The 20,922-nt window shown below is 42.5% G+C and carries 16 protein-coding genes; 15 read left to right on the forward strand and 1 reads right to left on the reverse strand.

The window, feature by feature from the left end; genetic code table 11:
• Nucleotides 1–73 precede the first annotated feature (73 nt).
• Nucleotides 74–571, reverse strand: a complete 498-nt coding sequence (locus GPK60_RS08105) for a DUF2798 domain-containing protein (protein WP_252191336.1) — start codon at nt 569–571, stop codon at nt 74–76.
• Nucleotides 572–1,073: 502 nt separating this feature from the next.
• Here GPK60_RS08105 and GPK60_RS08110 point away from each other — a divergent pair.
• The 15 genes from GPK60_RS08110 to GPK60_RS08185 all read left to right on the forward strand — a co-directional run.
• Nucleotides 1,074–2,633, forward strand: coding sequence for an AAA family ATPase (locus tag GPK60_RS08110; RefSeq protein ID WP_215659247.1), 1,560 nt, complete (start codon nt 1,074–1,076; stop codon nt 2,631–2,633).
• A gap of 92 nt (nt 2,634–2,725) precedes the next feature.
• Entirely contained in the window at nt 2,726–7,900 is a 5,175-nt protein-coding gene (locus tag GPK60_RS08115; RefSeq protein ID WP_215659248.1) for a leucine-rich repeat protein, read from the forward strand.
• 264 nt (nt 7,901–8,164) lie between these two features.
• Nucleotides 8,165–9,127 carry a DUF3877 family protein gene (locus GPK60_RS15660; protein WP_346727739.1) on the forward strand — a complete coding sequence of 321 codons (963 nt, stop codon included), beginning with the start codon at nt 8,165–8,167 and terminating at the stop codon, nt 9,125–9,127.
• A 20-nt stretch (nt 9,128–9,147) separates the two neighbouring features.
• A complete protein-coding gene (locus GPK60_RS08130; protein WP_215659249.1) occupies nt 9,148–9,675 on the forward strand; it encodes a GNAT family N-acetyltransferase in 528 nt (175 codons plus the stop codon).
• 16 nt (nt 9,676–9,691) lie between these two features.
• Nucleotides 9,692–10,444 (forward strand): nickel pincer cofactor biosynthesis protein LarB, encoded by a 753-nt coding sequence (larB, locus tag GPK60_RS08135; RefSeq protein WP_022119173.1) that lies wholly within the window; start codon nt 9,692–9,694, stop codon nt 10,442–10,444.
• Nucleotides 10,437–11,762: a nickel pincer cofactor biosynthesis protein LarC gene (gene larC / locus GPK60_RS08140; protein WP_215659250.1), complete on the forward strand. Its 1,326-nt coding sequence runs from the start codon at nt 10,437–10,439 to the stop codon at nt 11,760–11,762. Before larB ends, larC begins: the two co-directional genes overlap by 8 nt.
• Nucleotides 11,763–11,774: 12 nt before the next feature.
• Nucleotides 11,775–12,350, forward strand: a complete 576-nt coding sequence (locus GPK60_RS08145; protein ID WP_215659251.1) for a TetR/AcrR family transcriptional regulator — start codon at nt 11,775–11,777, stop codon at nt 12,348–12,350.
• A gap of 17 nt (nt 12,351–12,367) precedes the next feature.
• On the forward strand, nt 12,368–13,717 hold the full coding sequence (locus tag GPK60_RS08150; protein ID WP_215659253.1) for an alpha-amylase family glycosyl hydrolase: 1,350 nt from the start codon (nt 12,368–12,370) through the stop codon (nt 13,715–13,717).
• Nucleotides 13,718–13,802: 85 nt separating this feature from the next.
• Nucleotides 13,803–15,824, forward strand: coding sequence for a 1,4-alpha-glucan branching protein GlgB (glgB, locus tag GPK60_RS08155; RefSeq protein WP_215659255.1), 2,022 nt, complete (start codon nt 13,803–13,805; stop codon nt 15,822–15,824).
• 191 nt (nt 15,825–16,015) lie between these two features.
• On the forward strand, nt 16,016–16,210 hold the full coding sequence (locus GPK60_RS08160; protein ID WP_022119168.1) for a pro-sigmaK processing inhibitor BofA family protein: 195 nt from the start codon (nt 16,016–16,018) through the stop codon (nt 16,208–16,210).
• Nucleotides 16,211–16,962: 752 nt separating this feature from the next.
• Nucleotides 16,963–17,472 carry a prepilin peptidase gene (locus GPK60_RS08165; RefSeq protein WP_215659257.1) on the forward strand — a complete coding sequence of 170 codons (510 nt, stop codon included), beginning with the start codon at nt 16,963–16,965 and terminating at the stop codon, nt 17,470–17,472.
• Nucleotide 17,473: 1 nt separating this feature from the next.
• A complete protein-coding gene (locus tag GPK60_RS08170) occupies nt 17,474–18,481 on the forward strand; it encodes a hypothetical protein (protein ID WP_173867011.1) in 1,008 nt (335 codons plus the stop codon).
• Nucleotides 18,482–18,496: 15 nt separating this feature from the next.
• On the forward strand, nt 18,497–19,738 hold the full coding sequence (locus GPK60_RS08175; RefSeq protein ID WP_215659259.1) for a CpaF family protein: 1,242 nt from the start codon (nt 18,497–18,499) through the stop codon (nt 19,736–19,738).
• A 40-nt stretch (nt 19,739–19,778) separates the two neighbouring features.
• Nucleotides 19,779–20,516, forward strand: coding sequence for a type II secretion system F family protein (locus GPK60_RS08180; protein WP_022118575.1), 738 nt, complete (start codon nt 19,779–19,781; stop codon nt 20,514–20,516).
• On the forward strand, nt 20,506–20,922 hold a 417-nt coding region (locus tag GPK60_RS08185; RefSeq protein WP_215659261.1), incomplete at its 3' end, for a hypothetical protein. The genes GPK60_RS08180 and GPK60_RS08185, both read left to right, overlap by 11 nt.

Consider the following 20,922-nt stretch of genomic DNA (forward strand, 5'->3'; position numbering starts at 1 on the left):
GCGGTTAGTAATTGCATGACAGAAACTCAATAGAATAGAAACCGTGGGACACACGGGGTTAGCTCGCTTATGCTTAGCACATTGGTACTATCGAACGAGAACCAAACCCGCCGAGGTTAGGGAAGCCCCCACCTCTATAGGTGGGGGAGGATGTCACCAGCGGTCCGCAGTAGAACATCTGCCAGCAGATTGCCATCGGGAAGTTCATGGCCCAGGTCTGGATCCAGGTGCCGAATGTGTGCTGGTCTTTAAAGAGAATGGTGGCAACCAGGCTCATGATCGGACACATAATGCAGCAGATGCAGATAGAAATGGCATAGGTGATGAACTGTGGACGATCGGTAGGTTTCATTACGGTGAATGCGAGCTTCTGAGCAATTTTTCCGACAATGAAAAATTCCAGGACGAAGGCAACCGGAACCATAATGATCATTTCATGGGTAGCCAGCAGAAAGGTCTGACCGGATACACCACCGGTATTCAGAGCTACATTGTATACGATCATTCCGTAGACCATAATGGTAGCCATGATAATTGTGTAAATTGCGTCTTCAAATTTAGTTTTTGGCATAAAAATATCCTCCTTTTGATAATGAGCTACGTGTTGTTCGTTATCATCCGGAGGATGTGCGTTTCCAATATAAATAACCGTTTTTATTTTGATTTACTATTCTATCAGAAAAATACCAATTATGCAAGTGAAAAATATAATCACATCTTAGATTAAAAGGTCTCTCTTTATTGAAAAATGAGAAATAAGTGATCTGGAACAGGAAAAATCAGAAGTAGAGAAGGTATTAAAGGATATCGAAGCAATTCCGAGTTTAGAAAAATTTATAGAGGATCATTCGGAATAAAAAGCAGAATGTAAATTTGATAAAATATTTTTCACAATAAAACAAAGGCGATCAACTGTTACATCAGATGGTCGCTTTTGTTTTTGGCAAAATGTGCGAAAAAGAAAGCTTGTGCAGTCTGTAAATTCTCGTTATACTGAGTGTGATGATAGAAAAAGGAAACTTGTGAAAGGATTTTAGTTTTAAAGGGAAATGTAAGGTAAAAGGAGGGGTACGATGGGTATTTTTTTTAATCCCGGAAATGGGAGTTTTACCAAAGATAGAAATTATGAAATATATGTGGATAAAACAGAATTACTAAAATACTTGAACAGAGCCATTGGAACACCTGGAAATTGTATTGCTGTCAGCCATGCCAGACGCTTTGGAAAGTCACATGCTGCGGGGATGATTGACGCTTATTATAGTCTTGGTAGTGATTCTGCAAAATTGTTTAAAGGTACAAAGATTGCATCAGATCCAGATTATGAAAAATACAGAAATAAGTACAATGTAATCCATTTGGATATTTCGTCCTTTTGGGATTTTCATAAAAAGGATATTGTAGAAAAGATAATAGAAGATATTTTTAAAGAATTGAAAATGGATTACCCGGAGGAATTTAATGAACGGGATCGTATCAGTTATGTACTCATAAAAATATACGAAAAAACAGGGATTCCTTTTGTGATTATCATTGATGAATGGGATTGTGTGGTACGAAACAGTACGGATCAGGATTTGATCCATCAATATTTACAGTTTCTCCATTCTTTGTTTAAGTCAGAAGAATCAAAATCTTTTTTGGCACTTGGATACATCACAGGTATCATGCCAATTAAGAAAATAAAGGATGAATCGGCTTTAAACAACTTTGAAGAATATACTATGCTAAAATCCAGACCGATTACGAAATACTATGGCTTTACCGAAGAAGAAGTTAAGGCTTTATGTAAAAGATATGATATGGATTTTGAAACTACAAAAGAATGGTACAATGGATATCTGATCGATGGAATGCACATGTATAATCCAAATTCCGTATCACAGGCGATGAAATATCATGATTTTGATTCCTATTGGCGAAATACCTCTGCTTTTGGCACAATTAATAACTTTATTATGATGAATTATTCAGGATTGAAAGAGGATGTCCTTACAATGCTATCCGGAGGAAAAGTCATGGTGGATACGGAATGTTTCCAAAATGATCTGGCAGAAATTCATTCAAAAGATGATGCGTTAACTGCTCTCATTCATCTTGGATATCTTGGATATGATGCAGATATTTTAAGTGCCTATATTCCAAATTATGAAGTGGCTAAGGCGTTTCAATCCGCGTTAAAAACAGGAGAATGGAAAGATGTTGCTGCGTCGATTTCCAAATGTGATACATTACTTATGGCAACGATTAGTGGTAACACTGAGAAAGTAGCTGAACTTATCGAGCTTGCACATGATACGTATACTTCTATATTAAAGTACAACGATGAGAACTCTTTAAGCTGTGTGCTTACAATGGCGTATTTTACTGCACCGGCATATTATACTATTATTCGGGAAATGCCGGCCGGAAAAGGATTTGCTGATTTTGTTTTTTTGCCAAGGGCAAATGCTGGGAATCGCCCGGCAATGATTGTGGAATTAAAATATAACCAATCAGCAGATACTGCAATCAGGCAGATAAAAGAGAAACGATACCAGGGTGCGTTATCGGGATATGAAAGTAAGATTCTCTTAGTCGGGATTAGTTATGATAGTGAAAAGCATCATACTTGCAGTATCGAAGAATGGTAATTTTGTTATACTGAGTGTGATGATAGGAAAAAGGGAAACTTGTGAAATTGTTTTGATTTCACAGGAAATGAAAAGTAAAAAAGGAGGTTCACATGAAAAAAAGAATTTTATGTACGCTGCTGAGTGCAGCAATGCTGCTTACGAGTTCGCCGGTTGTTTTTGCGGCGGAGACGCAGCCTGTGAAGGAGCAGCAGACGAAGGAGACGCTTCCGTTTACGATTAAGGAGGCAAACAATGATATTAAAGATGAAAGTGTAAAAGGCTGGCATGTTCAGATCACGGACACGGAAAATGCAAAGGTTGTTGCAGATTATCCGGGACTGGTTGTTGTGCGTGCAAAGAAGACACAGTACGATGACAATGTTTATCTGATTGGAAAGAGTGGAATAGTCCAGACTTTTGTAGTTTCGGGTACGGATACAGACTGGGATGAAAATGAGCATATTTATGACGACTGGGAGAGAACGACGTCGTATAGTTCTGTGGATGCAATCTGGAGACTTTCGTATAAGGGTGATCGCCTGTATTATATTAAGAAACCACAGACGCAGACTCCAAAATATGACATCTACAATGCGACAACCGGGAAATATTTTGAATATGATCTGGATGAGCAGCCGGAACCTTATAGAGATGGCGAGGGAGCTGTGACAGATGTTTATCGATTTGTAAAAGACGGAAAAGTGGGAATGCTTAAGAGTGATGCAACAATCCTGTACGAAGCGGAGTATGACGATATTGATAGAAATGCGTTTAATACGGATTTTTCGGATGAATCGATACGCGAGTCGGATGATAAGTTTTTCCAGGCGATGAAGCGGGATGAAAATTCTGACAAAAATTTATATGGTATTGTGGATTCAAAAGGACTCTGGGATGGAGTATGTAAATACAGAAGTATTACAAGCAATACCAGTGGTTCAAGGATATGCGTAAAAAATGTGGATGAGGAAACAGCAGTCATGGATATAAATACCGGTGAACTGCTGACAGGTTTTACAGGAAGCAGGATATATTCATTGGGGGATGGATGTTTTCTCAAATCAAATGGTTTAGGAATGTACGATGAGGGTAAGCAGATTCTTATGAAAAATGGTCAGGTTATAGATAAGAACCAGATTTATAATAATGATTATTGTAATAATCCGAACTGTACAGTTTATATTAACGTTTTCTGGGATATTATCGAAAATTTTTCAGAAGATGGCTGTTATTTGGTAGGATTTGATGGAAATGGAAAAAAGCATTTTGTTAAGTATTTGGACAACTATTTACAGTACAATGGTAAGCGTATTTCGTATGACGGGGGAATGATCGGGACAAATGATAATACAGGATTTGGAAAAGATGTAGAACCGATTATCATGAAGGGCGGATATGCAGTGGAAAGAGAATGTGCAGATGTGGATCCAACCTATAATCCGGTGATGGAGGACCATACGGTAAAATGCACTCTGATTGATGCAAACTCGGATCCGGTGTATGAACTTGGAGATAATAAGGTGGTTTATGGTCTGGAAGTAAGGGATAATCTGCTTTATCTCAGATATGGAACTTATGGGAAAGAAGATACGAATGTGCTGATTTATGATACAATCAGCAAAAAAATAGTTTTAAACGAGATGAACATAGATTCCTGGAGCATCCCAAAGGATCATAGCAGTCATGTGGTGAGCTTGCAAAAAGGGAACAAAGTGGCATTGTTTAATACGTTGGATCGGACTTTTTCCGGTTGGGATATGCTTGGAATTGATTTGGATGAAGAAAGTTTCGGTTCGGTGAAAGAAAGTCTGGTTGGTTCTGAACTTGTCTTTTTTATAAGGAATAAAAATGCTTTTTATAACGCATCCTTTCAAAAGATTGCACAGTTGGATCTTGAGGAAGATCTTTATTATCGAGACAGTGATGTGTCCGTTACGAAAAATGGAAATTTTGTTTTCAGTATCGGGGATTCTGTGGACTACGGACAATATCAAGTTTATGATCATAAAGGCGTATTACTGAAAAAATATATAGATGGTTCGAATTATAATGCGGATACATTGATTCGTGTTCGAACAGAAGGAACAAGAGAGTGGGGTTACTGTGACGAGGATGGAAACCTGCAGATTGCGGAGCAGTTTAATCTTGCCGGAAATATGCATAATGGAATTGCAAAAGTGGGAGAGTGGTATGATGATTGTAAAATTATCGACCAGACAGGGAAAGAACTGCTGTCGGGAAATTATGATTTTGAATGGACGTATGTAGAAGCTGATTTTGCAATGATGAAACAGGACGGTGGCTGCTATCTGTATGATTTCACGGGTTTGGCGGAGGACATGGCACAAAATCCGTATAGTTTGGATGATCTGTTTGGAAAATATCACCACTATCTGAGAGATAACCAGGCATACAAAACGATGCACAGAACGCTGTATGATGCGGCTGCGGATGTTCTGGCGGCACGTACGGATAATGATGAGCTGTTTTCTGTTATTAAGACATTGTCCGGTGATGTGATCGTGCGTTCGACGAAACAGATTCTGGAAGCAATTACCGGAAAACGATGGGAAGAGGATAAGTTAGAAGAGGAAGTGGCGATTGAACTGATCCGTCAGATTGATGAACAGGATGATACATTAAAAAATGTAGTGGATAACGTTTGCGGTAAAGTAAAGAATGTTTCTAAATTTTATAAGCTTGTTACAGCGGCAAAGAAGCCAATGGATACCAGCGTACAGTGGGAACTTGCTAAACTGGAAAAGGGAGATGCACTTACCACCGAACAGGCAAAAACTATTTTTGAACAGGTAAAAGGAAACTGGTCAAAGATTGACGGCATCTTTAAAAAGGTTGGAATTGCAACTTCGGCAGTCCAGGTTGGCACAACGATCTGCATTATGGCGAATCTGGAAATGGAAACGGTCAATCAGCTTTTGAACAGTGCAGCACCGGATTCTACAGCCTATAAGGGACTGAAGAAATTAAAGGGAAAACTGCAGAAATACTGGGCATCATCGGAAGTAGCGATTCAGGAATTTATTGTAGATAAGTACTTTGAAGAAATTGCGGAAGCCCTTGTGAAAAAGGGAGTTACAGACATGGCAAAGCTGTTTGATCCGCTTTCCGGCATTGATGTCGGCGGTGCACTTACAGTCGGAAAACTGTTCTATTCACGTATCAGCAAACAAATAAAGCTTGCAGACTATGATGAGCTGGTGCGGATTGCTTACAGTATGTCGCTTTGCAATTCACTGAGTGTCGGACTGAACAATAAATACGCTGAGATTGCACAAAATTATCAGAAGACCGGAAAAACAGCAGGTAAAAAACTTCGAAAAGAATATCAGTTTGCATATGAAGCCTATGAAGCTTCGCTGCTTCAGATGGCAAATAAATGCAGTGAGCTTGCGGAAAAATCAGGGGAAAATGCAGCTGTAAAATATAAGAAAAAATGGCTGGATCAATGTATCAGTCTGTATTCACAGAAAATGCGGTATGACAATTTTATCGCAACCTGCAGAAGAAATATGAACCGAACAGAAGCGGCGAATTTCGAGTATCGCACCGATGAAAACAATCACGTATGGATCGTGAGCTTAAATGGCAAAAAGACAAAAGATGCTTCCAGACGTATGACAAGGGCACTGAGTGATACACAGGATCTGCTCTGCATTCCAGAGACGATCAATGGACGTACCGTTGTGGGTATCGATCCGCAGGCATTCCGGAATGAGGATAAAATCCACGCTGTATTCCTGCCGGATACGGTGACGGAAATCGGCAGTCAGGCATTTGAAAACTGCAGTTCACTTGATATGGTTGTATCAGGAAATGGGCTGGAAACAATCGGTTCAGATGCATTTGCAGGCTGTGATTCTCTGACAGGTGTAGAGGTGCCGGACAGTGTTACAGAGATTGGAGATTCCGCATTTGGAGATAATGCAAATCTGACATTATGGTGCAGTGAAAACGGTACAGCATGGCAGTATGCAGAGACAAATGGCATCATGGCAGAGGAACGTATCCGCAGGGCAGTTTCTGTGGAAGTGGCAGCACCGGCGGATAAACAGCAGTATGGCTCTTCAGAGAAAGAAATCGATACGACCGGACTTACGCTGAATGTTACCTGGGAAGATGGTACAAGTGAAGAAGTTACATCTGGCTATTATGCTTATTTTAAAGAAAAAACAGCCGAAAATGCGACGGTTGCAGTACAGTATGACTCTGCAGAAACAACCTATGAAGCAGGAATCACACCGGAAGAAAAAGACTATACAGTATATTACAAAGATGAAGCGGGAGATGATCTGGCAGAAGCATCAACAGTCCGTGCTTTGTTTGGAAGTTCCCAGACGCTGGATGCACCGGATGTGAGCGGTTATACACCGGAAAAAGCACAGATGACGGTAACGGCAGGTGACGAAGATTCCTGGACATTTATCTACAAAAAGAAGAACACAAAGAAAAATATCGAAAATGGAAGAATGTATGTATTCGGCGATCTTCGTTATACTGGAAATGCGGTGATTCCGAGAGTTTCGGTAGAAGATGCAGATGGAAAAATCCTGAAAGAAGGTGTGGATTACGAAGTTTTTCTGGATGATAATGTAGAAATTGGCGAAGCCTGGGCCGGTGTTCATGGAATTGGTGATTATGAAGGATTATTGAGTAGTACATTTTATATTGTAAATCCGGGTAGCCAAGATCAGGAACCAGATCCGAGTCCAAATCCAAGACCGGGTACAGATTCTTCAAAGAGTATACTGATTGGCAGCATTAAGATCAGCGGAATTTCAAATAAGATTGCAGCAGGAAAGAAAATCGCACTGAAGGCAAATATTTCGCCGGCAAATGCGACAAACAAAACACTGGTATGGACTTCCAGCAATCCGAAAGCTGCCACCGTAAATGCAAATGGTATTGTCACAATGAAAAAAGGCAGCGGCGGAAAGAAAGTAACGATCACTGCGAAGGCAGCAGATGGAAGCGGCAAAAAGGCAGTTTATACAATCACCGGTATGAAAGGTGTTGTGAAAAAAGTTACGATTTCCGGAAAGAAAACCGTCAAAGCAGGAAAGAGCATTAAGCTGAAAGCGAAAGTAAAAGCCACAAAGAAGGCTAATACCAGACTTTTTTGGAAAAGCAGCAATCAAAAATTTGCTACGGTGAAAAACGGAAAAGTAAAGGCAAAGAAAAATGCAAAAGGAAAGAAAGTGAAGATCACCGCAATGGCAACGGATGGAAGCGGAAAGAAGAAATCTGTAACGATTAAGATCCGGTAGGCTGCACATTATAATCAAATTCGAATAGAAGTATAAAGAGAAGATGCAGGAGATTATGAAAACAAAATTTCATAATCTTCTGTATTTTTATGATGCCAGGATTGTGGGAGTGCAACGCACGGAACAATCCGTAGGCATCATAGTTGGGGACTTTTGACATCCATATCATTTTTATGTAAGTGGATGAAATGGATTATAAAAATTTGCAATCCCTGCTTCTTTCGTGGTATTATGGGGACAAAAAAAGGAAAGGCTGATATAGATATGGAATACATGAAATTTGATGATGCATATGTTGTTCGTCTGGATCGTGGCGAGGAGATCGTAGAGTCTCTGACAAAGATTTGCGACAGGGAAAAGATCACACTGGCAACGATTGAGGGTATCGGTGCGGCAGACCATGCGGTGATCGGTCTGTATAATGTCGGGGAACAGGTTTACCATAAAACGGAACTGAACGGACCGATGGAGATCACGGCTCTGACGGGAAATGTTTCCACGATGGATGGTAAAACTTATCTTCATATTCACATTAATCTCTGCGATGAGAAGATGAATGTCAAAGGCGGTCATCTCAATGAGTGTCGGATTTCGGCGACGGCTGAAATCACAATCCGCACAGTCAATGGAAAAGTGGAACGTTTTTATGATAAGGACGGTGTTGGATTGAATCTGTATCAGTTTCCGGGAAATGAAGGATACAAAAAACTGTTAAAGAATCTGATTGATGTGATCAAGGAAGACCATGCGAAACTGGGATTTCGAAAAGAAAAAATTCGCCTGTATTATCCGCTCAGCTCTTTGAATCATTTTTTTGGTACGAGTGATGATGCAGATCAGATGCAGGAGCGTCTGAACCACCTTCCGGTGGTGATCACAGAGAAGCTGGGAGAGGTTGTTGCGACACACAAAGCGGAGCGATTTTGCTTCCACATTCCGGAGGAAGGCAGCGAGTACGTCCATAATAATATGAAGGAAAATGAATTTATTAAAAGCCTGATCGAGTTGCTTCAGAAACATGGATGCAAGATGGATGATATTCTGAATTTGTTTCATAAGTATTCTGATAATATTATTACAGAAAATATGAACAATGGAGAATTTGATATTCTGATCCGTTTTGAAGATAAACCGGACGATCCATATTATTATTGTTTTAAAGATGAAGGATGCCATATTATTTATCATCGATTCTTGAAAGAGGATTATGAAGATTTTGGTTTCTGAGTAGACAGAGAGGACAGAAAATGTTGGAAATTCGCAGAGGAACAAAAGAAGATATTGCACAGGTTGCGGCAATTTATGATCATATTTTAACGGAGGAAGAGGAAGGCAGAGCGGTGATCGGCTGGATACGCGGCGTTTATCCGACGGAAAATACCGCAAAAGAAGCGGTGAAAAATGACGATCTGTTTGTTATGACGGATGCCGGAAGGATTGTGGCAGCAGCGAGGATCAACCAGGTTCAGGTGTCGGAGTATGCTGATGCAAACTGGAAATATCAGGATATTTTGCCGGAACAGGTTATGGTTCTGCATACGTTGGTCGTAGATCCGGGGCAGTCCGGAAAAGGATATGGAAGTGCGTTTGTGAAGTTTTATGAGGATTATGCAAAGGAACATAACTGTCCGTATCTGCGTATGGATACGAATGCGAAAAACCAGGCTGCGAGAAAGTTGTATGCACGGCTTGGATACTGGGAGGCGGATATTGTGCCTTGCGTGTTTAACGGCATTCCGAGCGTGCAGCTTGTGTGTCTTGAGAAGACAGTATAAAGCGGGGTGTGTTTTTGTGGAAATACAGGAAATTCTGGAAAAAGTAAAAAACGGGGCGATGTCTGTGGAAGAAGCGGAAGGATTTCTCCGCAGGGAGCCGTTTGAAGAGATGGGCTATGCGAAACTGGATATGCATCGCAAGGTGCGATCCGGTTTTGCGGAAGTGATCTACTGTGCCGGAAAAGCAGATGAACATCTGCTTCATATTTTTGAACGTTTATACAAGGCAGATGGACAGGTTTTCGGAACGCGAGCAACACAGCATCAGTACGAAATATTGCGTGAAAAATATCCGCAGGTAGAATATGATCCGATTTCCCATATCATAAAAATTGAAAAAAAGGATAAAGAGCATATCGGAAATATCGCAGTCTGCACTGCAGGAACGGCAGATATTGCCGTAGCGGAAGAGGCTGCACAGACGGCAGAATATTTTGGAACGAAAGTGACGAGGGTTTATGACGTGGGCGTGAGCGGCATCCACAGACTGCTTGGAAATCTGGAGGCAATTCAGAGTGCAAACTGTGTTGTTGCCGTTGCGGGTATGGAAGGTGCACTGGCAAGCGTGCTTGGCGGGCTGGTGGACAAGCCGGTGATCGCTGTGCCGACTTCCGTCGGTTATGGTGCAAATCTTGGCGGACTTTCTGCACTTCTGACGATGATAAATTCCTGTGCAAACGGAATTGCGGTGGTAAATATTGACAATGGTTACGGAGCAGGTTATATGGCAACGCAGATCAACAGACTGGGGGTGAAGGCGAATGGGTAAAACGTTATATCTGGAGTGTGAAAGCGGTATCAGCGGAGATATGACGGTAGCAGCACTTCTGGATCTTGGAGCAGATCAGCAGGTTCTGAAAAAAGCTCTTGCAAGCCTTTCGGTACAGGGATTTGATATCCGCATTTCCAGGGTAAAAAAATCCGGTCTGGATGCGTGCGACTTTGATGTGGTTCTTGATAAGGAACATGAAAATCATGATCATGATATGGAATATCTGCATGGTCATACTCATGCACATAATCATGCTACGGAGCATATGCATGGGCATGATGTGCATAACCATGATGCAGAGTATATACATGAGCACAGAAGTTTTGTGGATATTCTGCAGATTATTGAGAGCAGCAGCCTGACGGAACGTGCGAAAAAAACAGCGACGGATATTTTTTCGGTTCTGGCGGATGCAGAAGCAAAAGCACATGGCGTGCCAAGAAATCAGGTGTATTTTCATGAAGTCGGTGCTGTAGATTCAATCGTAGATATTCTCTCGGTGGCGGTCTGCCTGGATAATCTGGATATCGATCAGGTAATTGTGACAGAACTTTGCGAAGGAAGAGGTACGGTCCGCTGTCAGCACGGCATTCTGCCGATCCCGGTTCCGGCGGTGACAAATATCGTACAGGCCAATCATCTGAAACTGAAACTTACGCAGATAGAAGGTGAGCTGGTTACGCCGACTGGTGCAGCGATCGTGGCGGCGATCCGTACTTCTGATAAACTTCCGGAGTCATTTTTCATCGAAAAAACAGGTCTTGGTGCAGGAAAACGAGAATACGCCTGTGCCGGTATTCTGCGTGCAATGATTCTGGAAAGCGAGAATGAAAAGAGCTGGATGGAAAAAGATGAGATCTGTAAACTGGAGACAAATATTGATGACTGCAGCGGCGAGGCACTCGGATTTCTGATGGAGCGTCTGATGCAGGCGGGGGCGAAGGATGTTCATTATACGCCGGTTTATATGAAAAAAAATCGCCCGGCATATCAGGTAAATGTGATCTGTAAAAAAGAAGATGCGGAAAAGCTGGAGAAACTTATTTTTCAGGGAACGACAACGATCGGCATCCGCAGAATGTACATGGAACGAAGTATCTTAAAAAGAGAAGCGGCAGAGATCGACACGCCGTTTGGCAAAATGAAAGTAAAAGTATGCGATCTGCCGGATGGGAAAAGGATTTATCCGGAGTACGAAGAAGTCGCAAGAATCTGCCGGGAAACCGGACTGTCTTATTATGAAGTTAGCGGGATATTCCTTGACACTTTATATACCGAACGGTATAATGAAGAAAGCAACCGTAAACAGGAGTAAAGGACAGGATTTATGGACAATAGAGAACGTATTTTGCAGTGTGCACTGGAGCTGTTTTATGCCAAGGGTTACGATGCCGTTGGCGTACAGGAGATTGCTCAGAAAGCGGGGATTACAAAACCTACGTTGTACTACTATTTTGGCAGCAAATATGGTCTTTTGGAGACTTTGCTGACGAAACATTTTACTGTTCTGAATGAAGAACTGGAGCGGGCATCTTTTTACGAAGGGGATGTCGGAGCGACGCTTTACAATATTGCTTCTGCATTTTTAGATTATGCGATGAGAAATTATAAAGTCTATGCACTTCTGATGGCGATGTTTTATTCTGCGAAGGAGAATGAAGCGTACCGGGCGGTAAAGCCGCTTGTGAAAAGGTTCTATTCGCAGATCGTACATTTCTTTGATGCGGCGGAGCATGAGCTTGGAAATATGAACGGAAGGCAAGAGCAGTTTGCGATTGGATTTATCGGTCTGATCAATCATTATATTCTGCTGGCATGCGACCGGGAAGGCAGACCGCAGCAGATTTCAGAGGAGAAAAAGCGGGCACTTGTAAAGCAGTTTATGTACGGTATTTACAGTTAAGATGGAGGTATTTGCAAATGGGAAAGTGGTATAACGAAGCAGTTTTTTATCATATGTATCCGCTGGGTATGACGGGGGCACCAAAGGAAAACAAAGAACCGGAGACCGTGCATCGCTTGCGGGAGCTGTTTCCGTGGATCGACCATTTAAAGGAGATCGGAGTTACAGCGATCTATATCGGACCGCTGTTTGAATCTTCTACACATGGTTATGATACAAAAGATTACAAAAAAGTAGACAGAAGACTTGGGGATAATGAAGATTTCAAAGAATTTGTCAGACTGGCACATGAAAATGGGATCCGCGTGGTTGTGGACGGTGTTTTCAATCATACCGGAAGAGAGTTTTTTGCATTTCAGGATATCCAGAAAAACAGAGAACATTCTCCGTACTGCAGCTGGTATAAAGGAGTGAATTTTGGCTGGAATTCTCCATATAACGATGGATTTGGTTATGAAGCATGGAGAAACTGTTTTGAGCTGGTCAATTTAAATCTTTACGAGCAGGCAGTCCGTGATTATCTGTTTGATGTGATTCATTTCTGGATCACGGAGTTTGACATTGACGGTATCCGTCTGGACTGTGCTGACTGTCTGACGTTTGATTTTATGAAAGAAATGCGTTACCGCACCGGTCAGTGGAAAGAGGATTTCTGGCTGATGGGTGAAGTGATCCACGGCGATTATGCGAGATGGGTAAATGACGAAATGCTTCATTCCACAACGAATTATGAGCTTCACAAAGGTCTGTATTCGGGACACAATGATCATAATTATTTTGAGATCGCCCATACGATCCGCCGTCAGTTTGATGACAACGGCGGTATTTACAGAGGACGTACTTTGTATTCTTTTGTAGATAACCACGATGTGGACCGTCTGATGAGCAAGTTAAACAACAAAGATCATATCCGCGAGGTTTATACACTGCTCTACACGCTGCCGGGCATTCCATCTATTTATTATGGCTCCGAGTGGGGCATTGAAGGAAGAAAGCAGGGTGCCTCAGATGATGCCATGCGTCCGCAGCTTGACCTTGAAAAAATGCAGAAAGAGAATCCGCATCCAGAGCTGACAGCACATATTGCGGCACTTGGAAAGATGAGAAAAGAAAATCCGGTTCTGGCAGATGGAAAATACAGAGAGCTGGTACTGACAAACAGACAGTATGCTTATGCAAGAATCAAAGATCAGGATGCCATCGTTGTGGCAGCGAATAACGATGAGAATCCGGCGGATATGAGCATCCCGATTCCAGTGGACGGAACTTATGAAAATGCGTTCACAAAAGAAGCAGTGCCGGTGGTGGATGGCAGACTCCAGGTTCATCTGGATGCATGTGAAAGTAAAGTATTCAGAAAAAAATGATGCCAGTTCAAAAGGATCAGTATGGCATTTTGTGATTCTGATATCAATTTATGGTTGAAATGTATAGAAAAAGTCGGAGGTAGTTATGGCAGAAAGAAAGGTAAGAAAGACAGCCGGGAAAACGGCAGCAAATACAACAAAGAGAACAGCAACAAAAACAACAGCAAAAACAGCAGCGAAAAGAACAACGAGAACAAAGGCTGCAGCAAAGGAAGATTTCCGTATCGGAGAACTGGATCAGTATCTGTTCAGTATGGGAACGCATTATGATATTTATAAAAAAATGGGTGCACATGAAGCAGTGATGAATGGCAAAAAAGGTGTTTATTTTGCAGTCTGGGCACCGAATGCAGCTACTGTCAGCGTGATCGGTGAATTTAACGGCTGGAGAGAAGAGGCAAATCCGATGACACGCCTTGAGCCGTCCGGTATCTATGAAGGTTTTGTAGTCGGAGCAAAAGTGGGTATGCTCTATAAATTCTTCATCAAAACAAAAGATGGCAGAGGACTTTACAAAGCCGATCCGTTTGCAAATTATGCAGAGCAGCGTCCGGGAACCGCATCCAGGATCACAGATATCACGAAACTCAGATGGAGTGATGCGGCGTGGATGGAAGCAAGAAAGCAGAGAGATAATGACAGCCTTCCGGTTTCTATTTATGAAGTACATCCGGGTTCCTGGAAGAAACATCCGCATGGAGAGGACGAGGATGGATTCTATAATTACAGAGAGCTTGCAAAATCACTTGCAGAATATGTGAAGGAAATGGGTTATACGCATGTAGAGCTGATGGGGATTGCGGAGCATCCGTTTGATGGCTCCTGGGGTTATCAGGTAACTGGATATTATGCACCGACTTCCAGATATGGTACGCCGGAAGATTTTGCTTATATGGTAAATTATCTGCATAAACAGAAAATCGGTGTTATCCTTGACTGGGTACCGGCACATTTTCCGCGAGATGCACACGGACTGGAAGAATTTGACGGTGGATGTGTTTACGAGTATGCGGATCCAAAAAAGGGCGAGCATCCGGAATGGGGAACAAAAGTTTTTGATTTTGGCAAGAGCGAAGTCAAGAATTTCCTGATCGCCAATGCACTTTACTGGGTTGAGCATTTCCATATCGACGGACTGCGTGTCGATGCGGTGGCATCCATTCTTTATCTGGATTATGGAAGAGAAAACGGTCAGTGGACCCCGAATATTTACGGCGGAAATAAAAATCTGGAAGCGATCGAGTTTTTCAAACATCTGAACAGCGTTGTGCTGGGCAGAAATCATGGAGCAATGATGATCGCAGAGGAATCCACAGCATGGCCGAAAGTTACCGGAAAACCGGAAGAGGACGGACTTGGATTCTCCCATAAATGGAACATGGGATGGATGAACGATTTCCTGGAATATATGAAATTAGATCCGTATTTCCGCAAATGGAATCATAATAAAATGACGTTCTCCATGACGTATGCTTATGCAGAAAAATACATACTGGTACTCTCACATGACGAAGTAGTTCATCTGAAATGTTCGATGATCAATAAGATGCCGGGACTCTACGATGATAAGTTTGCAAACTTACGTGCCGGCTATGCATACATGCTTGGTCATCCGGGCAAAAAACTGTTGTTTATGGGACAGGAGTTTGCACAGCTTCAGGAGTGGAGCGAAGCAAGAGAACTTGACTGGTATCTGCTTGCAGAAGACAAACATCAGCAGATGCAGAATTACGTCAAAGCACTGCTTCATCTCTATAAAAAGACACCGGCACTTTATGATGCAGATCAGGATCCATGCGGATTTGAATGGATCAATGCAGATGATGCCGACCGAAGCATTTTCAGCTTTGTGCGTCATTCCAAAGACGGTAAGAGCAATCTGCTCTTTGTGATCAACTTTACACCGGTAGCAAGACCGGATTATCGCGTCGGTGTACCAAAAAGAAAACAGTATCGCCTCGTGCTGGATGGAGATGCAGCAGAATTTGGCGGAAATACAACGGAGCGTCCGGTTGTATACAAGGCAGTGAAGAGTGAATGTGACGGAAGAGAATACTCTTTTGCATACGATCTGCCGGCATACGGAATTGCAATCTTTAAATTCTGATCTGAAAAAATAAGAAGGTGCCAGAGAATTGTGGAAGTAAAAAGTACAAAGCAATTTGTCTGGCATCTTTTCATATCATAAGAATACCGGAGTAAAGTATAATACTTTTTATATTCAGGACTTTCTTGCTGCAATCTGTACTGAATTGTCAGTAGAGTTCATACAATTTAGAAAAAGGACAGGGTGCTTTTATGAAGTATATTTCTCGTTTTCTGGTACGGATAATTATTGGGATGGCATGTGTTTTTTTCTTAAATCAGGTTTTTGACAATGCAGGAGTGGATCTTAAGGTTGGCTGCAATGTGATTAGCGTGACAACAACCGGAGTTCTGGGCGTTCCGGGGGTGCTTTTATTGTATGGAATTGAGGGGTGTCAGTTTTTGTAAAAAGGTTTTGTAAAAATCTCACAAAGTTAAAAAATATAGTTACTTACTATAGACATCCAAATACAAAAGATATATAATACATTCATCGGTTGGGAGATCGAATCCCACCATTGATACAAACTTGTTGCTTGCCGTCTGTCGAGGCGGGAGCCAGTTCACATTTGATGTATCATAGATGTGAATTTCTAAAATCATTTAATCAGACCGGTTCGGTCAAATATTTCAACATTATTTAATGATGCCAGGGTCAAAAGGTCTAAATCCACATGAGCTTGCTCATAGGTGGATGAAAGACCTTGGGACCCGCCCCGATATGAGCATAAAAGTGGGATGATAATCCCACGATATGCGAATACTGGGGTGCTATGTGCCAGTGGCACATGTTTAGCACCGACCGGAGCGGAGCGTAGAAAGGATTGTGGGAGTGCAACGCACGGAACAATCCGTAGGCATCATAGTTGGGAACTTTTGACACCCACATCATTTAATTGAAAAAGTGAAATTTGTTTTCGGATACTTAGGAATTTTATTTTGTCTTAGTTGAAGAAAACGCCTGTTTTTATCTTAGTCGGAGAAGACTCCTATAAGTGGCGAGCAACAAATTTGTCTTAGTGGGAGTGCAATCTCCGACTAAGATAAACGCTCCGCGAGGATGCACAGCGATTCTGTTGGGTAAATGTCAGCAAAGCTGACCAGAATCGCGTGCCAAGTCTCACGTGCGTTCGACTTGAAAAAACGAAAGAAGGTGGATCGTGAAAATAAACCAATGCTTTTTTCTGATTCCGATTGGTTTGTTTGCAGTCTTTTTTGACTTGAGAAAGGGGAAGATTCCAAATGAGCTTATTGTAATCGGGCTTATTTTTGGCTGTTGTTTCCAGATCAGGCAGGCGAAAGCTGTGGGATTGCTTCTGTTTCTTGGAGGTGCGTGCATTCCTGTGGTGCTTGGTGCCGGGATTTATTATTTTCGCATGATGGGTGCGGGAGATATGAAACTTTGGGCGGTTGTCGGAGGATTTCTGGGACCGCAGAGGGCGGTATATTGTATGATTGCTTCGTTATTTGTCGGGGCGGTGTTGTCGATTTTTGTATTGCTCAAAAGAAGAAATCTAAAGACAAGGCTGCTGTACTTTTGTTCTTATATTCAAAAGCAGCAGAATGGTGTCTGGGAGCCATATCTGAATGAAAAGGATCAGGATGGAAGGTTTCATTTTGCAATTGCTATTTTAGGTGGGATTTTACTTTGTGCAGGAGGTGTTTATTGAAGTGAGTAAGGCTGTTTTTGCAATCTGTGATTCGGAAAGTATGTATATTTATAATCTTATGGAATATGTTCACAGCCGGAAGGGAGAAGAGTTTGAGGTGCAGGCGTTTACCGGAGTGGAAAGTCTCTGTGCGTGTGCGAAAGAGAAAACAATAGAGATTCTGCTGATTTCAGGGAAATTATTGTGTGAACAGGTCAGGGAACTGCAGATCCGCAAAGTTATGGTTCTTTCCGAAGGAGAGCAGATCTGCGAACTGTCGGAATATTCCGCAGTTTATAAATATCAGCCGGCGGACAGTCTGATTGCGGAGGTCATGGATTCTTATGCGAGAGTAAAGGAAGCACCGGCAGCTGCACTTTTCAAGCCGGAAGTGGAAGTGACCGGTATTTATTCGCCGGTCAAACGCACCGGTAAGACTTCTTTTGCACTGACACTCGGACAGCTTCTGGCAAGTACAAAAGCGGTCCTTTATCTGAATCTGGAAGAATATGCCGGTTTTGATGTATTAATGAACCGACAGTTTGACGGGGATATCAGTGATCTGATGTATTTCTCCGGAAGTGGGAAAGGCAATCTGATCAGTAAACTTGGAGGACTTGTGCAGACGATCAACAATCTGGACTATATTCCGCCCGCCTTTTCCCCGTTTGATCTGCGGAGTATCAAGTGCAGCGAATGGCTGGGACTGATCGAAGATCTCTGCTCCTACAGTTCGTATGAAGTTATCCTCCTGGATTTTGGAGAACAGGTGGATAACCTTCCGGAACTTCTGAATCGCTGTGGAAAAATCTATATGCCGGTCAGAGAGGACAGCATGGCTGTGACAAAAATTGCTCAGTATGAAAAGGTCATGGTTGCAAGAGAATATGAAGAAGTTCTTGGGAAAACCATAAAACTGAAGCTGCCGTTTCACAGCAGTTTCGGTAAAAAGGAACATTATGTGGAGCAGCTGATCTGGAGTGAACTTGGAGATTATGTAAGACAGTTAATACGCAAAGAAAGCGGGTGATGCATTGTGGAGGGAATGGAACAGAAACAGGAAAAACTGTATGCCCTTTTAAACGAGAAACTGGATCATACGGAAGAAATATCGGATGAGGAAATCCTTGTGGAAATTGATAAGCTGATCTGGGAGGAAGCAAAAGGGCAGTATATGCCGCTGTCAGAGAAAATCACGCTCAGGCAGCAACTGTTTAACGGGATCCGCCGACTTGATATTTTGCAGGAACTTCTGGAAGATGAGAGTGTGACAGAGATCATGGTGAATGGAACAGACGGCATTTTTGTGGAGAGAGAAGGCAGAATACGCTGCTGGGAGCACCGTTTTGTTTCGAAAACAAAACTGGAAGACGTTGTGCAGCAGATTGCAGGAAAATGCAACCGCATTGTCAATGAGGCGATTCCGATCACGGATGCCAGACTGGAAAACGGAGATCGTGTAAATATTGTACTGCCGCCGGTGGCTGTCAATGGACCGATCATTACGATACGGCGTTTTCCGAAAGAGCCGATCACGATGGAGCGTCTGATCGAGCTTGGGAGTGTTTCAAAAGAGGTAGCGGACTTTTTGAAACAACTTGTGTGTGCCGGATACAACATTTTTATCTGCGGCGGAACCGGTTCCGGGAAAACAACGTTCCTCAATGCACTTTCGGATTATATTCCAAAAGACGAGCGGATCATCACGATTGAAGATAACGCAGAATTACAGATACAGGGCGTGGAAAATCTGGTTCGTCTCGAAGCAAGAAAAGAAAATACCGAAGGAAAACATGCAGTTACGATCCGGGATCTGATCAAGAGCAGTCTGCGAATGAGACCAAGCAGGATTATTGTCGGAGAGGTGCGGGGCGATGAAGTCGTTGATATGCTTCAGGCGATGAATACGGGTATGGACGGATCACTCAGTACCGGTCACGGGAACAGTCCGTCGGATATGCTGGTCCGGCTGGAGACAATGGTTCTGATGGGGCTTGAGATGCCATTGTCCGCGGTACGCAGACAGATTGCATCCGGAATCGATATACTGATCCATCTGGGGAGACTGCGGGATAAGAGCAGGCGTGTCCTGGAGATTCGTGAGATCACCGGTTATGATTATGAATCCGGAGAAATAGTAACTTCGGTGCTGTATGAATTTCTGGAAGATGGAAAGCAAAAAGAAGGGCGTGTCGTGGGAAAATTACATAAAAAAGAGGAGCTGTTCCATATGCAGAAACTGATACGTGCAGGAATTGTGTGCCAGGTTCACGGTCGTTTGACCTGAACGTAAATAAGCAGAGAAAGCAGGTTTAAAAGGGGTTTGTATGGATTATAAAGTTTATCAGATAACAAAAAAGGAAATGTTCAGGTATGCGGCGGTGTATATTCTGGCAGATGTTCTGATCAGTCTTTTATTTTACCGTTCTGTGCTTACAGCCGTGGTTTTTCTGCCGGGCATCTGTTTCTTTTTCAGAGAAGTCAGAAGAGAACTGGCAAAGAAAAGAAGAAAACAGCTGGAGCGGGGATTTCTGGTCGGGATGCGGTGTGTTTCTACCGCCCTGACGGCGGGATATTCGGTTGAAAATGCATTTACGCAGGCATATGAAGAACTTCAGAAATTGTACAGTGAAAAAGAACCGGTTTTACAGGAATTTCGCAGGATTCGTGTGGGAATTTTGCTGAACCGGACGATGGAGGAGCTGCTTTCTGATCTGGCACAACGCAGCGGAGTGGAAGATATTGAGATTTTTTCTGAGGTATTTGAGACAGCGAGAAGAACCGGAGGCGATCTGATCGCCATCATACGCAGCACGACTGCCTCTGTATCGCAGAAGGAAGAAACCAGACAGGAAATTGAGATCTGTCTTTCAGCAAAGAAAATGGAGCAGAACATTATGAGTCTGATTCCATGTCTGCTGATTGCCTATGTGGGACTGGCTTCACCGGGATTTTTAGATGTGATGTATCAGAATCCGGCGGGGATTGCAGTGATGAGTATCTGCCTTGGTGTTTATGTGTTTGCTTTTTTGATGGGAAGGAAGATTGTAGCGATTGAGATATGAAGAAAAGATGATGCAGCCGTTTTATAAAATCGGAAAATGGATCGCATCAAAAATGGTAAAGAAAGAAGATGTAAAATATCAGAAACTGGAACAGACACTGCAGTTTGTCGAAAATTCGGCAAAGGAAAAAGACGCTTTTGAATTTACCGCAAGAAGAATTGCAAAAGTAATGATGATTCTATTCTGGGGCACAGGACTTTGTTTTCTGGCAGCCGTTTTTACGGGAGAAGCAAAAGAAATTACGTTTCTTGCAAGACCTTCTTATGGGCAGGGAAGCATGGAAACGGATCTGGAAGTACAGGTAGAAGGGGAAGGAGAAGCACAGAAAATCCCGATTGAACAAAATCGCTGCGCGATGGCCTGCCAAGGCTGTGGCGCAGTTTTATTTTTATTAAAAAAGCAGTGG

Source organism: Ruminococcus sp. MCC718, assembly GCF_018783905.1.
Classification (GTDB): domain Bacteria; phylum Bacillota; class Clostridia; order Lachnospirales; family Lachnospiraceae; genus Hominisplanchenecus; species Hominisplanchenecus faecis.